Origin of the sequence: Candidatus Nitrospira allomarina, assembly GCF_032050975.1 — a bacterium.
GTDB classification, from domain to species: domain Bacteria; phylum Nitrospirota; class Nitrospiria; order Nitrospirales; family UBA8639; genus Nitrospira_E; species Nitrospira_E allomarina.
Genome location: NZ_CP116967.1, coordinates 3,913,707 through 3,937,743 on the forward strand (window position 1 = coordinate 3,913,707; position 24,037 = coordinate 3,937,743).

Below are 24,037 nucleotides of genomic sequence, written 5' to 3' on the forward strand. Positions count from 1 at the left end.
TCAAATCCAATGCTTCTTTCGAAAAGCCCACAGCATGCCGATCGCGAGAACGAGCATGAGGCTCATCACAAGCGGATAGCCCCAGGGCCATTCCAATTCCGACATCACTTCAAAGTTCATCCCATAGATCCCTACGATAAACGTCAATGGAATAAAAATCGTCGCAATCATGGTCAGCACATTCATGGTTAGCTTATTACTTAAACTCGTGAGATAGATATTCATCTATTCCTTCCAGCCTTCAAACACAAATGACACACAACCATCATTTTCCTGCTCTTTTCTCCGGCACGACTTCGCTGTAACGTCCTCAGTTAAAAATTGACCATATCTCCAATATGCGAAACTTCGACCAGCCATTGATGTCCCGCCGACGATTCCTGCAATTAAGCGGGACCTTGGTTGTGGCTCCTTTTTTCTTGGCCAACCAACCGGCCAGGGCCGGCATGTGGAGCCAACTGTTCGGTTCCACCAAACGAACCACGAGTCCTATCACCTCAAACGATGAATTTTATATCACCTCTTACCGTACTCCTCCCTTTGTGCCTGCTGATCGATGGGCACTGACCATTCGAGGAACGGTCATATCCCCGTTTACCCTTACCTACCGGGACCTGCTCGCCCAACCGGCGATCACAGAAATCGTCACATTGGAATGTGTCGGTAATGGGGTCGCGGGAGAAGCGATCGGCACGGCTGAATGGCAGGGAGTCCGGCTCAAGGCACTCTTAGACAAGGCCAGGGTCACATCACACACCCAGGACGTGGTCTTTCATGCCGCCGATGGATACTCCGACAGTCTCACCATCGAACGGGCCATGATGGATGACATCATGGTTGCCTATCGCATGAACGGGGTGTCCCTGCCTTTGGGACATGGATTTCCAGCCAGAATGATCGTACCTGGGCATTACGGCATGAAGCATGTCCAGTGGCTCACGGGAATCGAGGTGGTATCCTCGGATTACAAAGGCTATTACCAACGCAAAGACTGGACGGATGAGGCCATCGTCAAAACCAAGTCCTGGATTACGGATCCACAAACCGGAGATACCCTGCCCGCCCAAAAACCATTCATCATGCAGGGCTTTGCTTTTGCGGGATCCCGGGGGATTCGTCGGGTGGACATCAGCACCGACGGAGGAGAATCCTGGTCGGCCGCGACCCTGGCCCCGTCACTTTCTCCCTACTCATGGGTCATGTGGAAGTATCCATGGGAACCCCAAAAACCGGGTGATTTCCATATTTTCGCTCGAGCGACTGATGGAACAGGGGAACAACAAGCGGCGCAAGAACATCCGCCATTTCCCGACGGAGCCTCGGGCTTGCAAGAAGTCATCGTTTCAATTATCTAAGAACAGGACCCTGCCAACGTTATGGAATGGATCACCCGATTTTCAAGCCCGGGGCAAGCGCCCTTCATTCTTATCATTTCCTTCGTCCTTTCCATGGGGTGCTCGACTATTCCCCATACGTTTACTCCTTCTCATCCCATTCCTCCGGAAGCTTTTAGCCATGAATACTTTCATCAAGCACTCATGGCTCATGTGAAAAACGGCGTAGTGGACTATCCCCAATTCGCGCACGATTCACACTTCACTGGTTACCTTCACCTTCTTCAACATATCGCCCCCCAACAACTTCCGACTCCCAACCATCGTCTGGCCTTTTGGATTAATGCCTATAATGCTTTTGCTATCAAAGGCATCATTGATGGGTATACTCCAACCTCACTGACGGGACGGTACACGTTTTTTCTCGGCCGGACATACCAGGTGGGCGGGGAATTATTGAATTTGTATGACCTGGAACAGCACCTCTTGATTCCAGACTTCAAGGAACCCCGTATACATTTTGCTATAGTCTGCGCCTCACAATCCTGTCCGAAACTTCAATCGGCAGCCTACGCTCCCGAGTCCCTTGACCAACAACTCACGGCAAGTGCCCGACAGTTTATTAACGATCCCACACGCAACCGGTTCGACCGACAACGCCGCATCGCCTATCTATCCAAAATCTTCGATTGGTTTTCGGAGGATTTCATCAATCATTCAGGGTCACTGCTGGGCTATGTTGCACAATTCGTAACAGATCCGTATCTCGCGAACGATATCCGCCAGAACTCGTATACCATTGAATTTTTTGACTATGACTGGAGCCTCAATGGAATCCCTCCTCTCTCCCCTTCTTAAAAATCTGGGTCCATTCCCATCCCGTTCCATCCTTGGCCTTCTATTTCCATGAAATTTTGTTTGCGGGCTTGTAACATCCAATACTCCTCGGAGACTGCCTAAGTGAAGACGCGTTTCCTGATGGTAGGAGATCGCGCTAAGCAGGGCCCTCATGCCCGCCTAAGTGTCGCAGAGCGCAAGAGTTTGGAGAAAATGTCGGTATGCTGGTGAAATCCGGCGAGCATGTGCACCTGGCGCAATTACTCCAATTTATGGTCCTGGGCGAACAATTGGCCCACGATTGTGCGAAAACTCAGGCCACCTTGGTGAGGGAACCAGGTCTGCAGCGGTTTCTTGCCGGTCAGGCCAAGCAGGAGGGGCGACATGCGGTGATCTTTCAGTGGGCGATCCGCTGTCTGGCCCCACGGGATCGGCAGTCTCCTGTCATTTCTCACCAGATGAATCAGTACCGCCGGCTCATCATGTCCGCCCTGACACGTGGGGACCTTGCGGAATCTCTTCTGGCGGAACAAATTATTCTAGAGGGGTTAGGCCAAGCCATTTTACAAAGGCTGGAAACGGGTCTTCTCAAACGAGGCGCCCCATTTCGAAAATTACGCCACATACTCCTCCAACAGGAAGAGGCCCATCACGGTTTTGGACTTCGGACATTGCAAAGAATGTTGGACGAGGGTCATACATCCACTGACCACCTGAGGGAATTAGCCCCTGCATATTTGGAATTGGGAAAAACCCTTCTGTTTTCGGCACAGGACTCCTTTTATTGCATTCAAGAAGATCCTCACGAATATTGGAAGGACTTTCAACGCGACCTTCCGGAATGGTTACGAGAGCATCCTCAGGGTGGCCCCTTCCTACCGAATGGTCTTTACGTGGCCCGGTAAACGGCGCGCACAGAAAAGTTTTATGATTTGGGTCATTATTCCCACCTACAACGAGGAGAAGGCCCTCCCGCACACCATCAAGTCCGTGTTGTCGCAATCAACACCCTACCGGGTCATCGTCGTGGATGGAGGAAGTACCGACCGTACTCTTGAAATCCTCCGCCAGAATCCACAAATTTCCTGGTGTATGGCCCCCAAAGGGCGCGCATCACAAATGAATGCAGGCGCCCGAATGGTGATTCAGCAGCAGCCTTCCGCCGCTGATTGGCTCCTGTTTCTCCATGCAGACACTCAACTCCCTCGCGGCGCCTTCCAGCAATTACACCATCTTGCTTCCGACCTTTCCTCTCAGGCGGGAGGATTCCGCCATCGCTTCTCTGGAAATGATTGGCGGTTACGGATGATTTCCTGGTTGGATAATCTCCGATGCACACATTCACATATCGTCTATGGGGATCAGGCCTTATTCGTGAGACAAGGCCTGTTCACCCAATTAGGAGGATTCCCTCTGCAGGCCGTTCTTGAAGATGTCGTGTTTGGACAGACTCTTCTGACGAAAACGACTCCCAGACTTTTGCCTTTGACGGTCATCACCGATTCCCGGAAATTTGTCAAAATGGGAATATGGCGGAGCTTTATTCGCGTCCTCATGATTATCCTGCATGTGGAATTTGGGCTCCCCACATTTTCTCCTGCTTTTTTCCGGGACGTCCGGTAAACCCCATCGGCTTGTCTCATTTTGTGGGACTTTCACAAGGTTGTAATGGATACGAGGAATTTTCTTCGTGCAGAAACTAACGCTCAGGAATTGTACACAATGAACACGTACTCCACCGGGTAGCATGCGTCGATGGCAGAAGCCCCATCGGGTTCCTGAAGAAATTCTCCCCAAAAACCTCAAGAGTTCCGGGGGCCCGCACCGATATATTTTTCATAAGAGATTCCATCATGAGCCATCGCCACGAACCCATTCCTCATACGGAAGATTTACCGAACTTTCTTCGGGAATTCGACGACAGTGATTTACAACGCTATACCTGTTTTTCCGGCGAATTCCGCGATCAACGGATGGAAGCCGGCGCCATGGCCGAAGCAGGATTTTGGAATGCCGTCGTAAACCTATGTATCGATGAACGATTGCGGCGGGACCAGGATATTAAGCGATTAGAATATATGTATCGAACCGGCGTGGATCCGGAGCACAACTCCTGAACGATTCACACCCATCACGTTCCCTCCTCCGTATTCTCTGTCTTCCAGGCCTCTAATCGCTTCCGGGCTTTTTCGGCAAATTCACTCTCAGGATGTTGCTGAATAATCTGTTCGTATAATTCTTGAGCATGGGCGCGATTATGTTGTTGCTCCTCAAACTGAGCCGTTTCAAATAATTGTCGAGGATCTTCCCCGCAACCCCAAACCATGGCGCACAATACCCCAATCCCGATCCACCGATAGCAGGCGCACATACTGAATGACATATGTTTCATCGAGAAATTTCCTCCCAAGAATTCATCTCACCCTAAGGAACACGCCAAGAACCGCCGATACACGTTCTCATGCTCGCTGTGACCAACATTCATTATGTACATCTCCAACTTCAGGAAGGCCAGTTGACTTATGCATGCTGAAGACGAACTGCTTGAATCACTCAGAAGTTTTAACGATTGCGAAATTCGAGTGTATACCCGTTTTGCGACCGAATGGCGAGACCAACGGTTAAGCGACGGGTCACAGGCTGAAGTCTCCTTTTGGAATTCCGTCATCTCCATGCTGGTGGAGGAGCGTCACCGCCGCAAAGAAGAAGTACAGCGACTTGAGGCCATGTTTCAAACCGGCCACGATCCCGGGTAAAAAACCCGGGTTCGCGTCCTTTACACCTGCCCGTGGAATGTCCATTCGCCTGGGATCCCTGCTCAACTTCCAACACTAGGCCCCGGTTCATATGTTCCTCCACATGGATCTCTCTCACAGCCCCGCACCCTAGCTCTCCCCAAGAACGGTTTCGTACAACACCTTCGTGCGTTTGGCAATTTTGTCCCAGCCAAAAAATTCTTCCGCCCGTCGTCTCCCGGCTTGCCCCATGGGCGCCCGTAATTCAGGATCCCGCATGAGTTGATTCAACCGATCGGCCAAGTCCTGTGCAAACCGCTCAGGATCTTTCGGACTAAAGGGAGCTTCTTCCAATTGGGCAACCGGCACCAAAAATCCCGTCTCATCCTCCACAACAACCTCAGGAATGCCGCCGACGGCAGAAGCCACCACAGGCACCTCACAGGCCATGGCCTCTAAATTGATGATCCCGAATGGTTCATAAATAGACGGACAACAAAAAACCCCGGCATGAGAATACAATTCAATGAGACTCGGTTTGTCCAGGATATCCGGTATCCAATAAATATGCTTTCGATGGGCGGAAATCTGGTCGAGCGCCTCTTTCATTTCCGCTGCCATGGCCGGTGTATCAGGAGAGCTGGCACACAACACTACGGGAAACTCCTCATCTAAATAAGAGAGAGCCTGAATCAAATAGGTAATACCCTTCTGCCGGGTCATTCTCCCTACAAACAACACATAAGGTTGTCCGGCAGGAATCCCATATCGGGTTAACACCTCCTGGCTTTGGACTTTCCGAAATTCTTGAAGGTCAATCCCGTTATGAATGACATGAATCCGTTCTTCAGGAACCTGAAACAACTTGAGAATGTCTTTCTTGGTTCCTTCGGAAACGGCGATAATGGCATCAGCCATCTCCAGGGCAGTTTTCTCAACCCATAGAGAAAAATCATACCCGCCGGCTAATTGCTCTCGTTTCCATGGCCGAAGGGGCTCCAATGAATGCGTGGTGATGACCAGCGGAATCCCGTAATTGAGCTTGGCCATAATACCGCCCAAATGGGTATACCAGGTATGGCAATGAATCAGATCTGCGCCCAACCCCTCGGCATTCATTTGCCAGCAGCGCTGCACCGCGCCAAGGACCGAATGCAAGGGCTTGGGAGCTGTAAACGGAGTGTCTCCTAAGGGAATCCCATGCACCTTCAGATTGCCTTGATCCAGGCGTTGATCACCAAAACAGCGGACTTCGATGGGAAGAAGATGTGATAATTCCCGACTCAAATACTCCACATGCGCCCCGGCGCCTCCATAGGTGTAGGGGGGAAATTCATTGGTGAACATCAAGACTTTCATGGGCAACGACACTCCATTATGATCGTGAGGACTTTCAGCAGTCTGCTACATTAAAAGAAAATTCATACGAAGTCACCTTCCTTCCTAAAAAAAACATACGAAGAAAAATGGAAGGACCTGAGCAGACAACCCGCTCCCGTGAGGACTGAAGGCTGTCACCCTCACATGTCTCTTTCATGATCGCGGTTGGGTCTTTTAAGTACGGAAGACCAAAAACTCGAGACTCACTTGAAGTTTCAATGAAAGAAAACGCACAATTGAAATTCAAATGAACAGGAGGTTGCCAAGCAGACCGGATAGTAACTTGGACCAACCATCAGCTCTTTAAGGTTATAGACGAAAAAGGGGAATGAGAAACATGGGCGATTTCCAGTACCAGGAAATATTTGAACATCAGGCAGATACGACCAGCTATCGAAAACTCACGTCGGACTATGTCTCGACCACGACCTGTGACGGCCAGGAACTCCTCAAGGTCCAACCCGAGGCCCTCACACTTCTGGCGAGAGAAGCCATGGATGACATTGCCCACTTGTTGCGACCAAGCCACCTCGCGCAGTTGGCCAAAATCCTGAAAGACCCCGAGGCATCCGACAATGACCGGTTTGTCGCGTTAGAACTACTCAAAAACGCCAACATCGCCTCGGCCCGCGTGCTGCCAGGCTGCCAGGATACCGGAACGGCCATCGCCATGGGATATAAAGGGCAACAGGTGCTTACCACCGGCGATGATGCAGAAGCCCTCTCCCGCGGCATCTTCGAAGCCTACGATATGCGCAACCTGCGGTACTCACAGATGGCGCCACTCGACATGTACACCGAAAAAAATACCGGCACGAATCTTCCAGCACAGATCGACCTCTATGCCAAACCGGGATCGGAATATCATTTTTTATTCATTGCCAAAGGCGGCGGTTCCGCAAACAAAACCTTTCTCTATCAAGAGACCAAAGCTCTCCTAAATCCCAAATCCCTGCTCGCGTTTGTGGCGGAAAAAATTCGTACTCTGGGCACCTCGGCCTGCCCGCCCTATCATCTGGCCTTTGTCGTGGGCGGCCTATCCGCAGAATTCACATTAAAGACCGTGAAACTGGCCAGTTGTCATTACCTGGATGATCTGCCTACCTCAGGCAACACACAGGGGCGTGCCTTTCGCGACCTCGACCTGGAAAAGCAGATTCTTCAACTCTGCGCCGAAACCGGCATCGGCGCCCAATTCGGCGGAAAATACTTCGCCCATGACGTACGAGTCATCCGCTTGCCACGACACGGGGCCTCCTGCCCGGTCGGATTGGGTGTCTCCTGTTCCGCCGATCGACAAGTCCTCGGAAAAATCACCAAGGAGGGGGTTTTTCTGGAACAACTTGAAACCAACCCTGCGAAATACCTCCCCGAGGTGACAGACGAAGATCTGGATGGCCATGTGGTGAAAATTAACCTCAACCGACCCATGGCAGACATTCTGGCAGAGCTTCGCAAGCATCCGGTGGCCACACGTCTTTCCCTCACCGGTCCCATCGTCGTGGCACGGGATATCGCGCATGCCCGCCTCAAGGAACAATTAGATGCTGGAAAAGGATTGCCCCAATATCTGAAAGATCATGTCGTCTATTACGCCGGACCGGCCAAAAAACCCCAAGGCCATGCGTCGGGATCGTTCGGCCCCACCACGGCCGGACGCATGGATTCATATGTGGATCAGTTTCAAGAAGCCGGCGGCAGCATGGTGATGCTGGCCAAAGGCAATCGCTCCAAACAAGTGCGTGAGGCCTGCGGAAAACATGGCGGGTTTTATCTGGGATCCATCGGCGGCCCCGCCGCACGACTGGCCGAACATAGCATTAAAAAAGTGGAGGTTCTGGAATTCGAAGATCTCGGGATGGAAGCGGTGTGGAAAATTGAAGTGGAAGACTTCCCTGCCTTTATCGTCATCAATCATGAAGGCAAGGACTTTTATGCCGATTTGGTTTCTCAACGTCCTCCGGCTTTGGTTCAGCCAGACGACAAGGTGAAAAAAATAGAGGACAACCTATCAACAGGAGGATGATGCGCGTTTGGACTTCATCAGAACCGTAAGTTTTAGAGATCGAAAAGGCAGTCGTCTTCCTATAGAATGTTTTAAGGGATGCCCGGTATGTTGGAAGAAATGTTCTTGCAAAGATATGGCTAATATTGAAAAAGGAGCACACACATGAAAACCATGCCAATCATCATAGGGATGTGCCTCGCACTGGGATTATCGGGTTGTGGAGGCAGCAAGGCGGAAATTCCCGATGAGCGTCTGACGGTCGGGAAAGTCCAGGGGGAAATCAAAACGGGAATGAGTGCCGCACAGGTGGCCGAAATTTTGGGATCTCCCAATATTGTCACGACAGATGACAAACGGCGGGAAGTGTGGATTTACGATAAGGTCTCCACGGATCGGGTGAACACGAGTTCATCCTCCTACGGGACCCTCATTATTCTGGGTGCAAACTCTAAAGACAGTTCCAGCTCATCCCGCCAACGAACCCTCACCATTATCATCAAGTATGACGAAGAAAAAAAGGTGCGGGACTTTGCATACAACTCGACGCAATTCTAAACGCCCCGCCATGCCAAAACCGTTGAGATGGGCGGCAGGTGGGACACTTCTTGCTCTTTTGGCCCTCAGCAACGGTTGTACCACGCCGACCCAACCCGCAGAGCTCCTGCAATTGTCGCCTGAAAGTCCGAAAAACCGGGCGATGCAAATTCGTGTCTTTGAAACGTCCAATGAACAAGAACTCCTATCCGCGTCGGCTGCCGTCCTGCAGGATCTGGGTCTTCAAATCGAGGAAAGCGTCCGGCAAATGGGATTTCTGCGCGCCACCAAGGAACGAAGCGCCCGGGAATATGGGCAAGACCTCAACCGGTTTTTTATGGGGCTCCTGTCCTTAGGGAACTTCAGGATGCCGGTAGATCTCCATCAAAAAATCGCGGCCGTCCTGATCGCCCGTCCCATCAACCAGGAGGGCACAAAACATGAGGTGCGAATCATGTTCTACCGGGTGGTGTGGCAGGGAGACGGACAAGCCGATCGGCAGTATATTCCTCCGGGAGAGCAAAAAATGGAGATGATCCGGGATCCCCTGATCTACCAGGAGTTTTTCTTCAAACTTTCCAAAGCCGTCTTTTTGGAAGCGTTCACCATTTAAACGAGGACATATGACACACACGCAAGCTGTCTGGATGGCACTCCTTTTAAGCGGAAGCTTGTGGCTTCAGGCATGTGCACCGCCACAACCCGGACCGGATTTATTAGCTCCAACCGCGGCGCAAATGAAACTGCGCAGCTATCAATCACGTTCATTTGAGGTCACGGATCCTTCCCAAGCCATGCGAGGGGTGGTTGCCGCACTACAGGATCTTGGGTTCATCATCGAGCGCGCCAATGAACCCATGGGACTCGTCACTGCGGCCCGATTTGCGGAACCCAATTATACTGATGTCCTGGGGATAACGGTCACCGTGCGACCCCAGACCGAAGGACACATGATGATCCGGGCAAATGCCATCTATAACAACAAACCAATTGAGGATCCCAAAGTCTACCAGAACTTTTTCGCGACCTTGGAGCGTTCGCTGTTTATTTCCAAAGAATAAGCCGGAGCAGATATCCCCATGCACTGCTATCTGAAACATCTTACACATGCCCTACCGATCGGTTGCCTCATCAGTGTGGGACTGCTTCTTGGGGGCTGCATTTCCCCCTATGAATCGCGACATGAAAATCAGTGGGATGCGAGGGAACAAATCTGGATGTCTGAAGCCAGTCAGGTCAAATTACGAGCGGCCCAAAGCCGGATATTCGATATGACCGATCGTCGAACCATACTCAGAGCCATCCTGTCCACGATGCAGGATCTGAATTTTCAGTTGGAGGTTCTTGATGAAGAACTCGGTATTGTGTCCGGCAAATATTTTGCGCCCCTTGAACGACCCGAATATGGCTATGACCCTCTCTACCACCTTTACGACGACCAAAGTCTTCTCGTGTTCAGTAAAGCCTATCTCTCATGGGCACCGTTCTGGCACCGCAATGATGTGGTTCGGCTCACCGTCACCGTACGACCGCGAAACGAAAAACAATTGGTCGTGCGGGCAAGCGCCCAATTTTATTTGCGGGCGGTCGAGGATCCCGAACCCTATCAGAAATTTTTCCGGTCACTGGAACAAGCCCTGTTTTTAGAGACCGCGTTGGCACAGGAGCACCCGCAGATCCAACCCAATACCCCCTAACCAATCGTCTAAACAACGAACACGACCCGGGGTTCCCCCTTGAACCAGGCACGAGCCTTCTAATCCCATATTAATTGCCCAATAGTGTGAAGCACATCTATTCAGAGCTATTTTAGATGGCGGTTTCCGGATCATGGACACAGAATTGATGACGCAGGTGCGTTAAAGACCTCAAGCACGTCACCTAGTGCTGAAACAGTGAATGCGGGAAGTACACAGTACCATTTCAAAGGCTTCTAGCTGGTCAAGCTTAGCCGGTTGGTTCATATCCTGCCTCCTTGAGACATCGGTCCACAAAATTTTGATAGGCGGGGTTTGGTTCGGAACTAGCTGCTCCCAAAAGCCCTCGTACCAGCCCCTGTGCCGCTCCAGCGGCAGCGCCAAAAGCTGCTCCAATTCCTGCATCACCCGTTAGGAGCCCTATCACTGCACCACCGGCAGCCCCGATGGCTGCCCCAATGGCCGTTTGCCCGGCAACGTGTTCTCCGGCATTGGATTGAGAAACGTGGTCATCGGCGAGTTTTTCGCATGCCACAATGTCCTTCTCCGCCTGTTCTTCACCAACTTCCTGGAAATGAACATTGGGAGAGACCTTCGTCCTGCTACTGGAACACCCTCCCAGGACCGTTAAAAAAATAAACAGGAATACCAACGCCACCATGAAGTGATTCTGCCGGTTTTTCATAATTTTCTCTCCGATCAAGTCTGGTGATGATCCACTGAATGATGACAAAAAATGATTCAGATTCCTAACTTTTTCCCATAAGGATTAAATGGACGTAATTTAAGTAACTCAAGGTCTATGCCAAAGGGCATCAGTGGAAAAATTCCCTTGTTTTCCATGGCTGAAACCTATTGTTTTCATACAAGACCAGGGAAATTTCCTTTTTCCGGCAATCCCAGTGTCACAGAATGGAACACAAAATGTGCCTAAGCTGTTCCAAAAGAATTCTAGCCACGTGAGCAGAAGGAACTGAAAAACGGAGAACTTTTGAAAGGAAAAGGTGAAGATGGGTTCGTCACCCATCACAAAGGCAAGACCTTTTACCCCGGACTGACCACCCGGAAATTTCCCTGCCTCATCCGGATCGGCGAATTAAGGGAAATGAAAGGCATTTCGAGAAATTCGGGCACCGCCCGTCATCCGCGCAATTCACAAAATACAGCCGGTGCCCCCTTAGCGATTTCTGTTCCCTGGGAGAATAGCTTTTTCCAAAAGCACTTTGGTGAGATTATTGATGTCATGATCTTCACTGGCTCTGGAGCCGGCCACATTCAAGACGGCCGGGTGAAGATCTTGCAACCACCTGCAAACCTGTGGCACGACCTGGTCTATCGATTCTCGAATAAGATCCACATGAAAAACAGGTTTGCCCAAACGCATGGCGACCTTAAATGTAAATCCGGAACCTCCGGTCGGTGCCCCACGGGTAATCAGTATCGTGGCGTCGGAGTCCCGCACATTATACTCAGTCCGTATGTTCGGATCTTCGGATTCTGTCTCGACAAGGTTCGGATACCGTGCGGAAATGACGCCGTCCTCCGCCATGCGCCCTTTCGGAACCCATCCGCCGCACTCGATTCCAAATTGCTGCGCGAAATCAAGGGCTGCCCGGTCAACACCCGTTTGTCCGCCCGAGATAATTCGATGAACCATATCAATGGAATGTTCTGCGTTTGCGGTTGAGCAGATATACAAAACCGGTCAATTCAAAGAGAACGTCTGCTCCAGGGGGATCCGATCTCGATGCAGTCGGCCGGTTCCCCGTTCGAGGGCAGCTAGGCAACAGCATTGTGGTAAAGTCAGGGACGGTTCTATCGTTTTCCTCTAGTCCACATCATTCATGGCGGTGCACTAATGGAAAAAAGAGAACCATTCATCACGCTGAAGCCTTCTCTCCTTCATACGTCCGAACCATCAGAACAACCAGACTCACCCGGCAACAAGATCAGTGGCGGCGGGGGCCGCTGTGGCTTCAAGTGGAAAGTTCCGTTCGCGCCAGGCGTCGAGGCCGCCAGCCAGGGGGCGTACTTTCCTGATGCCCCGCCTCCGCAACATTAACGCCATCATGGCAGCCGTTGCCTCGTTCGGGCAGGCACAAAATAAAATAACGTCACTCTGTCGCGGGATATCGCCATGCCGCTGTTCTAATTCATCCGGGGTCATGCGGAGAGCTCCTGGAATGGTGTAGGGGTCCGCCTCGTGATCCAACGGACCGCGCAGGTCCAACACAAAGACCTCCTGGCCGTTGTCCATCATCCCTTTCAGCTCATCCACGGTCATGCGGGCCATTCGCAACTCGCGCAACACCCATTGCCGGTGGGCAAACTTGAAGGCGATATAGGCCACGAGGCCGATACCCAGTGCAACCAGGAAATACATGCCCGCGCGGGAATGCTGCGCGGCAATGGCTTCGATCTCGCTGCTGAAGACATACCCCGGCAACACGAATGTCAAAGCCCAGAGCCCTGCACCCAGTCCGTCATAGCCCAGGAAACGAGTGAATCTGATTCCAAAAAGACCGGCCATCGCCGGCGCCAGGGTGCTCAAGCCCGGCAGGAACTTGGCGAGAACCAGCGCGCGAATCCCGTGACGGGTAAAAAAATTCTCGGTCCGCCGCACGCAAAAATCAGGTTCCAACGAAATACGGCAGAGAAGACTGAGGGCCTGCCGGCCTCGACGCCGGCCCACCTCGTACCACACCACATCGCCGGCCAGACAGGCGACGAGAGAAAGAAGAATGGCGACGCCGAGATCCATCTGCCCGGCACCCGCCAGGGCACCGGCCGCCAATAAGACCGGAACTGCCGGAATCGGAAGGCCGACCTGCTCGGCGAAGACGATGGCAAACAGCACGATTCCGCCATACTGGGAGACGAATAGGCTGATTTCGTTCACATGGACTCCGACACGACAGAAAGCATGTTTAGGTCACCTCAGGGGGGCAATATGCGGTTTAAGGGAGTGTTGAATAATACTAATTTCCACGGGCATATTGCCCCCCAGGCACGTTGCATATTAGAGGCCTTGGGGCGGTTCAAAAAAGTTCGTCCAGCAAGCCCGCAAATTGCCTGCCGTGTCCCGAAGGGCACAACTTTTGTTTTGCGCGCAGAGCGTACTTCCAGTGCGTGAGCACGGGAAAATGGCGAGAACGCCGCTGGCGGCTTTTTTCAACAGCCCCTTTAATACACCACAGAAGGGAGAAAAGCCCCGTCTGGTTCGTTATACAGCCCCATACTCATCAGGGTCATCGGCTGGACCACGCGCAGCCCTTTCTCCAAACACCAACGAAGCAACTCACTATTGCGCGTGGGGAGCAGGAAGCCCGGTCCGGGAAAAGCAGGAGCCGCCCCGATGAGCGCCTTCAGATCTTCATTGTCCTCGGCGACCGCATGGCCGAAAAAACCAACCACGGTGGCATAACCGGTAATGCGGCCCTCGCATTCGACCACGGTGGCGGTCTGTTGTTTGATGGCGTCCAGCAGCTCGGATTTCCGATCATGGCCATGGACCTGAATACACAGCCGATTGCAATTCGCCACATCCCCTTCGACCGCCGGACGGACGGCATGGCCGGCGATCCCGATTCCAAGAACCGGTCCTTGAATTGTCGAAAGCGGTTCACGGGCGTTGAAGCCCAGCTTGGTATAGAGAGACAGTGAGCGATTATGATACGCCGCTTGCACCAGCCGGACGCCGGCAAAACGAATCTCCCCCGCCCGTTCCAACACATGCTCCATCAAACGTCTACCCACAGCTCCATTTTGGACCGCCAGGTCCACGGTGATCGGACCGACCCCGGCAATGACAGTATTCTCCCAGAGGAAATTGCTCCCAATGACGCGACCGTCCATTTCGGCCACAACGGAATGGATATCAGGACGCGAGAACAGGTGAGAAAATAATTGAACGGCTACCTCCGGGGCGGGAAAATCAGGAGGAAAATTATGCTGTCTGGCAATAGCCGTAAACGCGTCGAAGCAGATCGAGCCACATGTTTCAGCATCTGCAGGACCACCATTTCGTAATCTAAGGTTCATAGCTCTCATTACCCCCCGAATGGTCAGTCGTCATGCGCTCGAGGACGACCGGCCCTGTTGTTGTTTCCATTCATCAGTCAGCAGACCGGAAAATCCCCAGTCTTCCTCATTGATCTCTTGAATCACCACATGGATGTGGTCGGGATTTTTTCGCAACACGCGAACCAGGGAATCCGTGACGTCTTTCACCAATTCCGCCTTCTGCTCTCTGGACACACCCTTCGTCACTTGAATATTCACATATGGCATAAGACGTCCTTAGTGTAAGTCAGATATTTGAATGACATGTTACACACCTTGGCAGACAACAAAAGTCTTCATCGCCCATGGACCAAGTGGCTGACTTCAACCACACCCGGAAGCAGTCTCCTGTTCGGCGACATGCCGTCGTACTTTATAGTGGCTCTGCACCAAACCATTCGCAAATGGGCGTGTCTCAAGATGCTGCAAGTGGATCTCGTGAGAAAGCCGCCCGAACAGGGGAATGCCCGCCCCGAGAAGAATCGGAACTGTCGTAATGATCAGCCGGTGAATCAGATTTTCGCGAAGGAATCCATGAACGGTCTTGCCCCCGTCAATATAGAGGTGCCTCCATCCACGTCCGGCCAGCCGTTGCACCACCTCATGCGGTGGTGCATGCATGGACTCAACCGTGCTTGCGATATCCTTGCCAATAGCTACCGTTCCACTGCTGAGAACCACCACGGGCTTTCCCCCATACGGCCAGGCACCGAAGGATAATACCATCTCATATGAGTGTCGCCCCATAACAATGGCATCAACGGAATCAATAAATTCGTGATATCCGTAATCCTCCGTCCCTGCCTCTCCCACTCCCGGAAGCCAGTCGATCCCGCCATCCTCGCGGGCAATAAATCCATCGACGCTTGTGGCAATATAGACCGTGCCGATCATCTCTCCCGCTCTATCGGTCCTGATGTTCATATGACAATCAGTTTCTCTTCTTTACTTTTTTTACCGGCTTTTTTGCGCGCACGGCCGCCTCATACGATCGCAGTGCCCACCCTTTCGCCTCCGCAGGATCCTCAAAAATCTCCTCCGGAGCCATAAAGTACGACATCTTAAATGTCTTGCCGTGTTTTTCATATTGAAACTGGTCTAATTCCCGTTCTTCAAAAAATGGGGCCAAAGCATTGTCGGCTTTCAGATACAACACTTCATCCGCAACCAGCCCGAACATCAATCCTTTGTGGAACAAGCCATAGCCGCCGAACATCCGACGCGGATGAATCGGGCCGAACTGCTCGAACACCTCTTCAAGAAATGTAATGTATTCGCTCATATGAATGGGTGGAAAAGCCTGTACCCCAACTACGTGGCAGGGAGATGATACTACGACAGAACCCTGGTGGTCAGCTTCCTCTATCGTGACCTTGAAAAAAACCCATCAGGGTCGTAGGTACGTCGGAGGGCCTGAAGCCGTTGCCAGATCGCAGGGGCAAATGACCCTTCCGCACGCCTCGGATTCTCGACAATGTCCGACTCCCCCACGTAATGTCCCACGGCAAACCGGTCCAGCGAAGCGAGAGTCGCTCGATGCCAGTCGGCATTCACATCGTCATCCGCCGGCCGCTCCCAGATGGCATAGTTCAGTAATAAAGTGGAGGCGGTCATCGAGAAGGCCGCGTCGGGTCGCAAAGCCGCACTGCCGTTCACTCCGGTGGAAAATGCGCATAGCGCGAGAGACTCCGGTGACGGCGCCTGCAGAAAGGCATCGCGCAGAGCCGCCAGTTGTTGCTCCGGTGGGGAGTTTGACCAAACCGTATCGGCCAGGCAGCGATGCAGCTCCGGCCAGAACCTGCCGCCCATGTCGAGCAAGGCGTCCATTGAGGCGGGCTGGTTCACGTCCTTTCCCAGGCATTCGGATAAAACGGGGCAGCTCTTCAGAAGTCCGTGGGAGGCGGCGGCGTCATCAGGTGTGTCGAAGAACCCGGTCGCGCTCAGAATACAAATAAAGCCGTTGCTCGACCGACACCGCTCCGCGAAAGCGGGTGGCGCCTGCGCGCAGAAAATCGCCAGTTCTACTTCTCGCGGCAACTGTCCAGCAATACCCGCTGCCCATGCGCCGACTTCTGCAATGCGTTCCAACGGGTAATAATAGGTGCTGGTCGTGATGGCACGCGGCATCGGATACAGCTTAAGAAAATATTGTGTGACGACGCCAAAGAAGCCAGGCCCTGCCCCGCGGATCGCCCAGAGCAGGTCGGCATGTTGTTCCTGATCGGCAACGACGAGACTGCCATCAGCCAGCACGACATTGGCGGCCTCAACACTAAAGCAGGCCGGCCCCCATGTGTTCCAGTTCCAGCCCAGCCCGCCATTCAGCAAATAGCCGCTCATGGGAACCGTCGCGCAATGCCCGACAGGAAAGGCCAGCCCGTGTGAAGCCAATTGTTGGTTGAGTGCCTGCCCCGTGACCGCCGGCTGAATCGACGCCGTGCGAGTCTGATGATCAATCGAAACCCGGTTAAGACGTCCAAGGTCAATTAACAGGCTCCCGTTGCACAGCGGGAACCCCACCCAACTATGTCCCCCGCCACGCACGGCAATTTTCATGTTCTGCCTGCGGGCAAACCGGACAGCCTCAACAACATCTTCCTCATTCGCCACCTGCACGACCACCTGCGGATAGCGCATCGGCGTCAGCTGATTCCAAATGAGCGAGCGCCTGAGATCTTCGTACCCGGCGTCGGTTGCCACCGTCACTTTGCCCTCAATACAGTTCTGCAGCGCTTTCACATCCATCCTGACATTCTACCCTCTTCGAAGGCCGACAGGCAGCATTCATAATGTGGGGGTGGACACCTCTGGAGCTATTCAAATAACTCGCTCCTAAGGATTGTCCCGTGTAATTTTTTATGGTTCCTCCGAGTTTTCTGGATGCACCCATTACCCTCTGAACTTTTTGCTAGAGGGTGCTATCTCGTGATTCCTCCCCTTTGTAAGGGGAGGCTAGGTGGGGTAGAGTCTCTGATATATCTACAAGCATTGATGTTTTCCGCCACCACTTCCAGGAGAAGACGCTACCTCCCCTCCGCCCCTCCTTACAAAGGAGGGGAAATTAAGAACGATCAGCCACGAATTTCATCCATGCTATTGTCGAAACAACTTTTTTACAGAACTCATAGAATCCGTGACTGAGGGGCGGACCGGAGGCACTTCCTTTCCAACTGAACTGGCACAAACACTCAGATTGCTCGTCGGCTGCAGGGAATTGTCATGCGGCTGAAGTCCGGATCAGAACTCTTGCAACAACCTTCCCCCACCCGCTAAGGGCCCTTCGAACCCGTTTTCCCGTAGCGCGTACCAGAAAGTCACCGTGTTGATCCCCAGGATGGGAATCCCTAGCACCGGTTCCAATTTCTCCGTGACGTTGATCAAGCTCATATTCGTTCCACACTGGACGACCGCATCCAATGCATGTTCCTCAGTCGCTAACAATTCCCGAATAGCCTTTTCCTTGGCCGGGTCCGGAACATGCGCGATATGCAGCGCGTTCGCGCAGGAGAACCCCACGCTCGATACCACCTCGTACCCCAATTCTTCGAACATCTGTGTCGCAGACTCATTCCCTTTCTTGTCGAACGGCGTCAGGATGCCGATCCGCTTCGCTGAATATTTCTTCAAAGCCGCGTGAACGGCATCATGCCAGGTGGCCCAGGACAGGCCGGAGTATTCTTCAATCTCCTCCATCGGAGCTCGAATGGCTTCAATGCCTCCAAGGATATGCTCCAGGCTCATGCCCATGATCATATATTGTGGCTCCGCCATCGATGCCACATCCACCGCTGCTCTCAGGCCGCCCAGAAACTGTTTCTTATACGCCCGCAAATCTTCTTCAGTTTCCAATCTCGGCTTCGGCGTCATGACGGTGGCCGTATGAAGACCGACCCCACGTAGTCCGTCCGGTCCCTGGTTCTTAAAGATGATGCTCCACAGTTCGTGCTCCATGCTGGTATTGGTGGCGGGAATAATCAGCCCGAACTTTCTTTTGAAACTCCGCACATCGGGATATCCGATGGACGAGTCGATCTCGTCGAAGTTCGACGCTTTCGTACCATTGTGAATGACCCCGGGAGGCGCCAGAGCAGGCATCGGGGGAACATTCACGTCGGGGATGGTGATTGATTTCCCGGACAGTTTTCCAATGAGAGTCTGGTCGCCGCGAGGGTGTGGTTTCTGTTGATCAGTCATAGGGTCATCCTTCACTTATTTATAAAAGTCCACAATAGACAACCTCTCATGGGCTTTAGAATACAAGGTAGGATCCGTTCTCGGCAAAAACCCTTTATTGTTGTCCAATAGTTTCCGCTCTGTTCGGGGCTCACTGGAGATGCCGGGTGTCGGCCCGGCAGCCGAGGTATTGCCTGATGCGTCTCGAGGAGCGCAACCTTTGTTGTGAAGGCAAAAGGACCCAAAACCATGGAGGCCCCGTCCGGCCTCATTGGATTGATCGGTCGCGAAGCAGGGAGACGGGCTAACTCGCGAGGCTCAAACAAGCCCGTCAAGAACAAGAGCGCCCGATCATGGGGCCGGACGGCAGGCGTCGGACAATGGGGAAAAAAGCGTACCGTCTCGCCTCCTTGCCAACTAAAATGAATTTTAAGGGTTTTTGCCAGTACCCAATCCCTTCATCCTGTCCTAAAAATTGAAAGAGTTAATCAATTATTCTGACGGGGAATGTGGAACGGATAAGATGCATCCGGGCAAAGAAATTGTGTCCGGTGAGATGGGAGAAAAAGCTGACGAGGTAAAAACCCCGTCCAACACTCTCATCATCACGGGCAGCAGCGGTTTGATCGGCAGTTCCTTCATTGATCGCGTGGGGGAGAGCTACTGGGAAATGGCCTTTGATCGGGAAGGCCCGCCTCATCCTCCGCCTAGCACCGAGCACATCATCGACTGCGACCTCAGTTCGGATACCAGCGTGAGCGCCGCGCTTGACAAAGTGCGTCGGCTTGGCTGCACACACATCGCCTCGGTCATTCATCTGGCCGCCTACTACAGTTTCTCCGGAAATCCCAGTCCGCTCTATGAACAGGTCACCGTACGGGGCACCGAGCGGCTGTTGCGTGGGTTGCGTGACTTCAAAATCGAACAGTTTATATTTTCCAGCACGATGCTTGTGCATGCACCATGCGAACCCGGTCAATCCATCAATGAAGATTCCCCCCTCGGACCGAAATGGGATTACCCGAAGTCAAAGGTCAAGACGGAGCAACTCATTTTGCGGGAACGAGGTGACGTGCCAGTGGTTTTCCTGCGTATCGCCGGTGTGTATGACGACCGCTGCCATTCGATCCCTATCTCACATCAAATCAAGCGAATCTATGAGAGAAAGATGGTCGCCCATGTGTTTCCCGGCGACATCACGCACGGACAATCCTTCGTGCATCTTGACGACCTCATCGAGGCCCTGGTGCTCGTCGTCGAACGTCGCAAATCACTTCCGGCCGTTACCACGCTGCTCATCGGCGAGCCGGAAACCCTCAACTACGACGAACTCCAGCGGGCCATCAGCCGTCAGCTACACAACGAGGACTGGAAGACCTATCGCATTCCCAGGTCGGTCGCAAAGATCGGGGCCTGGCTTCAGGGCTTGTTACCCGGCCCAGGCCAGTTCATCAAGCCATGGATGATCGATTTGGCAGATGACCATTACGCGCTCGATGTCGGGCGCGCCCGCAAGCTTCTGGGGTGGGAGCCGCAAAATTCCCTACGCGAGACGTTACCCAAGATGACCGCTGCGCTCAAGGCGGACCCGGCCGGCTGGTATAAGGAAAATAAGCTGAAGGCGAACAATCCGTCACCGGATCGGCTGACGTGGCCGCATGTGGCAAACATGTTTCTCGGCCTTTGGCTGATTGGCTCTGCGCCCGCCCTCGGGCAGATAAAACCCGCGCTATTCTGGAGCGATCTGGCAAGTGGAGCGGGGGTGATTCTCTTCAGCTCGTTCGCAATTCGCCATGCGTGGGCAGCTTGGGCCGGGTGTGCGGTCGGACTTTGGGTGATGAGCGCCCCGCTGCTGTTTTGGGCGCCGAACGCCGCAGTTTACAATAACGACCTGATCACCGGCGCCCTCATAATAGCCTTTTCCGTCATCATTCCCCAGCTCGGGCTTTCTCCCCCCACCCTCAACTCAAGAACAGGGACAGGCCTGAGGGGAGGGATGAATGATCCGGCCACCTTGGCTCCCCATCTCCTGCCTTCTTCAGATGAGAGAGAAAAGGATTCCTGGAGGGAATGGTCCGGCTCCGGGATTCCCCCGGGCTGGAGTTATAATCCGTCCGGGTGGGAGCAACGATTGGGAATCGTGTTTCTGGCGATGCTCGGGTTTTTTCTCTCGCGTTATTTGGCGGCGTTTCAACTCGGGCATATCCCCCATCCGTGGGATCCCATTTTTGGTAATGGCACAAGGCAAGTGCTCACCTCGGACATCTCAAAAATGTTTCCTGTGTCGGATGCGGGACTAGGTGCACTCTCGTACCTGTTGGACGCCCTCGCCGGATTGATTGGTGGACGTCGGCGCTGGCGTACGATGCCGTGGATGGTGTTGCTGTTCGGACTGTTTATTATTCCGCCGGGCGTGACCAGCATTGTGCTCGTGATTCTCCAGCCGGTCAGCATCGGCGCCTGGTGTACACTTTGTCTGGTGGCGGCGGTCGTGATGCTCCTGATGGTACCGCCGGCGTTAGATGAAGTGATTGCCACCAGTCAATTTCTTCTCCGCACGCGAAACGAAGGTGGAAGCGTGTGGCGGGCCTTGTGGCTCGGGGAAGGCCACGCGGAGGAAGAACCAGCGTCCACACAAGTACGCTCATCTCTCAAGGAAGTCATTCACGGCATTGAAGTGTTCTCCGCACCATGGAACCTCTTGCTGAGCGCGCTCGCGGGCATGTGGCTCATGGCAATGCCCTCGGTTCTCGGTCTGAACGGGATGGCGGCGGACAGTACGCACATCGTTGGCGCGCTGGTCGTGACCCTGGCCGTGGTAGCATTCGCCGAACCGGCGCGCTTGGTGCGCTATTTTAACGTGCTTTGCGGCGTGTGGCTCATACTCGCGCCGTGGCTTGTAGCAGGCGGCACGTCAGCCTGGCTCTGGAGCAGTGTCGTCAGTGGACTTGCGCTTATGGCCTTGAGTTTACGCTGCGGCCCGGTTGAGGATCGATATGCCGGCTGGCAGCGATTTATCCGTTGAGGAGACGATAGAACAACGAATTGCGGAGGACCAAGGATTTTGTCTTTACTCCAATTAAGATTTGGGGAGTAAGCCGTGACAATATAGGCACCCGGCCTGCGCCCAATTATTAATAAATTCCTGATGGCCTGCTCTTCGTACATTAATAGATTGGTGTCTAATAATTTCCTCAGATTAGATTGCTCGGACGCGAAGTAAGGGGAGCCGGGCTAACTCGCTGCGCTGCAGATTCCCCGCCTTTGTAAGGCGGGGTGAGAGGAGGTAGAGTTTTTCCCTCTTCACACAAGACACCGGCAAACAATGAGCTGGAATAGCAACCATGACCGATTTTTGGCCATAGCTGTCGTCTTAGTGTAAGTGTAATGTTTTGTGTTGCCGGGTTTCGGCCCGGCAGCCGAGCCACTTTGGTTTCGGTCAAAGTGGCCAAACCCAGTGACGCCCCGTCCGGCCTCATCAGATTGCTCGGACGCGAAGAAGGGGGAGACGGGCTAACTCGCGAGGCTCGAACAAGCCCGTCAGGAACAAGAGCATCCGATCAGGGGGCCGAACGGTAGGCATCGGTCAGAAAACGGCGGAATCCTCGAAGCACCTCAGGCCCTGCAAGCAAAAAATTCGCTTTAGGCTTCACTCATTTATCCTAGATCGGAATATCCACTAATTTTTCTTGGGGCTGTTCCATAGTTTCTAACTTCTCTTCGATTATAAGCTATGCTGATTTGCGATTTACAAATTCACCGCGTGTGGGTCGATCGAGCTCAGTTGCAGAATCCTTAATGTCTTTTATTTTATTATGCAGAGACTCCATATCAATGACATGCCTAAAGTCTGCATCATTTCCATTTTCTAATGTTTTTATAACATCATTGATTTCGTCCATTCGAATCATTTTAATGCTTGGTTTAATGTCATGCTTTGCACATAACTCCAGAACCTCTTGGGTCTCTTTTATACCGCCGATAAGTGACCCTGCCAGCTGTATGCGATTGAAAACCATAGGGCCCGGTGAAAACTCCGGGAACTTGATCATATTACCAACAATAACAATTGTTGAATCCGTCTTCATAAGATCAATATACGGGGCAATATCGTGCGGCACTGGGATTGTGTTAATGAGAAGATTAAGGCTTTGCGCAGCTTCTTTCATCTCGTCTTCATCTTTTGAGATGACAACTTTATCCGCACCCATCGTTAATATTTCGTCTCTTTTATCTTCACTTCGGGTGAAAGCGACAACTTCAGCGCCAAGAGCTTTACCAAGTTTAATGGCCATATTGCCTAATCCACCAATCCCGGCCACGCCAAGGGTTTGGCCTGCTTCCAAATTCCAATGAATCATCGGAGAATAAACGGTAATTCCGGCACACATAATAGGGCCGACGTATTTGGGATCCAAATTATCAGGGATCGTAAGGCCAAATTCCTCGCGCACAACCATGCTGGTTGTATAGCCCCCGTAAGAATTTGTGCCATCCGGATCTTTGGGGCCGTTATAAGTGAGTGTGCAGCTTATAGGGCCTTGGCAATAATTTTCCGCGTCTCTTTGGCAAGGGTCGCATTCTTGACAGCTATTGACCATACAGCCAACACCAATGAGATCGCCTTTTTCAAATTTAGTGACGCCCGCACCAACGCCCGTCACCACTCCTAAAATTTCATGGCCTGGTACGCACGGATATAGTGTATTATCCCAATCGTTTTTCATCTGGTGCAAATCAGAATGACAAACACCGCAATATAAAACTTTAAATTCAACTTCGCCCTCTCGCGCATCATTTCGTTCGAATGTTACCGGGGCTAGCTCTACATCGGACGATTTCGTGCCGTAGCCATACACTTTCATAATAGTGCTCCTAATTATATGATTGGGTAAAAAGTGAAATTAATCCGACGTTGCGTCATAAAAACTTCAATGCTAAAGGTACCTCATTTAACTTTATCACCTTGGACTAAGGTGCGTATGCTCCCACCGGGCTTTCTGGATTAAACTTTTTTATCTTCTAAATCTGGAAAATATACATATTCTGCTTTACCAAATATTCTTCCATCAGTTGCAGATGCTTTAGTAGTTGTGTCGCCTACAGAAACCGAAGACGAACAAAACCGCATCAACCACCAGAGTTAGTCAACGAGCAGAGTGAACTGTTCGGCGAACGCTTTTGCAATCACACAATCCGCTTTTGGCTTCACTCACCCATCCCAAAGCGTACCATCCACTCTGATATTGCAAGACTTGACCGCAAGTGTTTACTTCA

At 52.4% G+C, this 24,037-nt stretch carries 24 protein-coding genes and 1 pseudogene; 12 read left to right on the plus strand and 13 right to left on the minus strand.

Annotated elements, in window-relative coordinates; translation table 11 throughout:
- Nucleotides 1-225, minus strand: a pseudogene (locus PP769_RS17275) (CorA family divalent cation transporter); the annotation flags it as partial.
- Between the two features lie 137 nt (nt 226-362).
- Between PP769_RS17275 and PP769_RS17280 the strand changes: the two are divergent.
- From PP769_RS17280 to PP769_RS17300, 5 genes are all read left to right on the plus strand, one after another.
- A complete protein-coding gene (locus PP769_RS17280; protein WP_312642498.1) occupies nt 363-1,355 on the plus strand; it encodes a molybdopterin-dependent oxidoreductase in 993 nt (330 codons plus the stop codon).
- 21 nt (nt 1,356-1,376) lie between these two features.
- Nucleotides 1,377-2,192 carry a DUF547 domain-containing protein gene (locus PP769_RS17285; protein WP_312642500.1) on the plus strand — a complete coding sequence of 272 codons (816 nt, stop codon included), beginning with the start codon at nt 1,377-1,379 and terminating at the stop codon, nt 2,190-2,192.
- Between the two features lie 200 nt (nt 2,193-2,392).
- Complete coding sequence (locus PP769_RS17290; RefSeq protein WP_312642502.1) at nt 2,393-3,076, plus strand: hypothetical protein; 684 nt, start codon at nt 2,393-2,395, stop codon at nt 3,074-3,076.
- 22 nt (nt 3,077-3,098) lie between these two features.
- Nucleotides 3,099-3,794, plus strand: a complete 696-nt coding sequence (locus PP769_RS17295) for a TIGR04283 family arsenosugar biosynthesis glycosyltransferase (protein WP_312642508.1) — start codon at nt 3,099-3,101, stop codon at nt 3,792-3,794.
- A 230-nt stretch (nt 3,795-4,024) separates the two neighbouring features.
- Complete coding sequence (locus PP769_RS17300) at nt 4,025-4,288, plus strand: hypothetical protein (protein ID WP_312642510.1); 264 nt, start codon at nt 4,025-4,027, stop codon at nt 4,286-4,288.
- Nucleotides 4,289-4,302: 14 nt separating this feature from the next.
- Here PP769_RS17300 and PP769_RS17305 read toward each other — a convergent pair whose 3' ends face one another.
- The gene (locus PP769_RS17305) at nt 4,303-4,563 is read right to left on the minus strand and encodes an outer membrane protein assembly factor BamD (RefSeq protein ID WP_312642516.1); all 261 of its coding nucleotides are present in this window, start codon (nt 4,561-4,563) and stop codon (nt 4,303-4,305) included.
- A 130-nt stretch (nt 4,564-4,693) separates the two neighbouring features.
- On the opposite strand from PP769_RS17305, the gene PP769_RS17310 reads away from it, so the two are divergent.
- Complete coding sequence (locus PP769_RS17310; RefSeq protein ID WP_312642518.1) at nt 4,694-4,927, plus strand: hypothetical protein; 234 nt, start codon at nt 4,694-4,696, stop codon at nt 4,925-4,927.
- Between the two features lie 129 nt (nt 4,928-5,056).
- Here the strand turns inward: PP769_RS17310 and glgA are convergent, their stop codons facing one another.
- Complete coding sequence (gene glgA, locus PP769_RS17315; RefSeq protein WP_312642520.1) at nt 5,057-6,265, minus strand: glycogen synthase; 1,209 nt, start codon at nt 6,263-6,265, stop codon at nt 5,057-5,059.
- Nucleotides 6,266-6,623: 358 nt separating this feature from the next.
- Here glgA and PP769_RS17320 point away from each other — a divergent pair, with 358 nt between their 5' ends.
- The 5 genes from PP769_RS17320 to PP769_RS17340 all read left to right on the plus strand — a co-directional run bounded on the left by PP769_RS17320 (nt 6,624) and on the right by PP769_RS17340 (nt 10,525).
- Nucleotides 6,624-8,312 carry a fumarate hydratase gene (locus tag PP769_RS17320; RefSeq protein ID WP_312642523.1) on the plus strand — a complete coding sequence of 563 codons (1,689 nt, stop codon included), beginning with the start codon at nt 6,624-6,626 and terminating at the stop codon, nt 8,310-8,312.
- Nucleotides 8,313-8,456: 144 nt separating this feature from the next.
- Entirely contained in the window at nt 8,457-8,849 is a 393-nt protein-coding gene (gene bamE, locus PP769_RS17325; RefSeq protein ID WP_312642525.1) for an outer membrane protein assembly factor BamE domain-containing protein, read from the plus strand.
- A gap of 10 nt (nt 8,850-8,859) precedes the next feature.
- Nucleotides 8,860-9,441: a hypothetical protein gene (locus PP769_RS17330; protein WP_312642527.1), complete on the plus strand. Its 582-nt coding sequence runs from the start codon at nt 8,860-8,862 to the stop codon at nt 9,439-9,441.
- A gap of 10 nt (nt 9,442-9,451) precedes the next feature.
- Nucleotides 9,452-9,889 carry a hypothetical protein gene (locus tag PP769_RS17335; RefSeq protein ID WP_312642530.1) on the plus strand — a complete coding sequence of 146 codons (438 nt, stop codon included), beginning with the start codon at nt 9,452-9,454 and terminating at the stop codon, nt 9,887-9,889.
- An 18-nt stretch (nt 9,890-9,907) separates the two neighbouring features.
- Complete coding sequence (locus PP769_RS17340) at nt 9,908-10,525, plus strand: hypothetical protein (RefSeq protein WP_312642532.1); 618 nt, start codon at nt 9,908-9,910, stop codon at nt 10,523-10,525.
- A 250-nt stretch (nt 10,526-10,775) separates the two neighbouring features.
- On the opposite strand, the gene PP769_RS17345 is transcribed toward PP769_RS17340, so the two are convergent.
- The 9 genes from PP769_RS17345 to PP769_RS17385 all read right to left on the minus strand — a co-directional run bounded on the left by PP769_RS17345 (nt 10,776) and on the right by PP769_RS17385 (nt 18,781).
- The gene (locus PP769_RS17345; RefSeq protein WP_312642534.1) at nt 10,776-11,210 is read right to left on the minus strand and encodes a YMGG-like glycine zipper-containing protein; all 435 of its coding nucleotides are present in this window, start codon (nt 11,208-11,210) and stop codon (nt 10,776-10,778) included.
- Between the two features lie 492 nt (nt 11,211-11,702).
- Nucleotides 11,703-12,182, minus strand: coding sequence for a putative molybdenum carrier protein (locus PP769_RS17350; RefSeq protein ID WP_312642540.1), 480 nt, complete (start codon nt 12,180-12,182; stop codon nt 11,703-11,705).
- 276 nt (nt 12,183-12,458) lie between these two features.
- Complete coding sequence (locus PP769_RS17355; RefSeq protein ID WP_312642542.1) at nt 12,459-13,424, minus strand: DedA family protein/thiosulfate sulfurtransferase GlpE; 966 nt, start codon at nt 13,422-13,424, stop codon at nt 12,459-12,461.
- 284 nt (nt 13,425-13,708) lie between these two features.
- On the minus strand, nt 13,709-14,566 hold the full coding sequence (locus tag PP769_RS17360; RefSeq protein WP_312642544.1) for a GNAT family N-acetyltransferase: 858 nt from the start codon (nt 14,564-14,566) through the stop codon (nt 13,709-13,711).
- 30 nt (nt 14,567-14,596) lie between these two features.
- The gene (locus PP769_RS17365) at nt 14,597-14,815 is read right to left on the minus strand and encodes a tautomerase family protein (RefSeq protein WP_312642546.1); all 219 of its coding nucleotides are present in this window, start codon (nt 14,813-14,815) and stop codon (nt 14,597-14,599) included.
- Between the two features lie 96 nt (nt 14,816-14,911).
- Nucleotides 14,912-15,511 (minus strand): dihydrofolate reductase family protein, encoded by a 600-nt coding sequence (locus PP769_RS17370; RefSeq protein ID WP_312642548.1) that lies wholly within the window; start codon nt 15,509-15,511, stop codon nt 14,912-14,914.
- Nucleotides 15,512-15,518: 7 nt separating this feature from the next.
- Entirely contained in the window at nt 15,519-15,869 is a 351-nt protein-coding gene (locus tag PP769_RS17375; protein ID WP_312642551.1) for a TfoX/Sxy family protein, read from the minus strand.
- An 80-nt stretch (nt 15,870-15,949) separates the two neighbouring features.
- Complete coding sequence (locus PP769_RS17380) at nt 15,950-17,332, minus strand: FAD-binding oxidoreductase (RefSeq protein ID WP_312642553.1); 1,383 nt, start codon at nt 17,330-17,332, stop codon at nt 15,950-15,952.
- Nucleotides 17,333-17,824: 492 nt separating this feature from the next.
- Nucleotides 17,825-18,781 carry a maleate cis-trans isomerase family protein gene (locus PP769_RS17385; RefSeq protein WP_312642555.1) on the minus strand — a complete coding sequence of 319 codons (957 nt, stop codon included), beginning with the start codon at nt 18,779-18,781 and terminating at the stop codon, nt 17,825-17,827.
- 502 nt (nt 18,782-19,283) lie between these two features.
- On the opposite strand from PP769_RS17385, the gene PP769_RS17390 reads away from it, so the two are divergent.
- Complete coding sequence (locus tag PP769_RS17390; protein ID WP_312642558.1) at nt 19,284-21,785, plus strand: vitamin K epoxide reductase family protein; 2,502 nt, start codon at nt 19,284-19,286, stop codon at nt 21,783-21,785.
- Nucleotides 21,786-22,491: 706 nt separating this feature from the next.
- Here PP769_RS17390 and PP769_RS17395 read toward each other — a convergent pair.
- A complete protein-coding gene (locus tag PP769_RS17395; RefSeq protein WP_312642560.1) occupies nt 22,492-23,625 on the minus strand; it encodes an NAD(P)-dependent alcohol dehydrogenase in 1,134 nt (377 codons plus the stop codon).
- Nucleotides 23,626-24,037 lie beyond the last annotated feature (412 nt).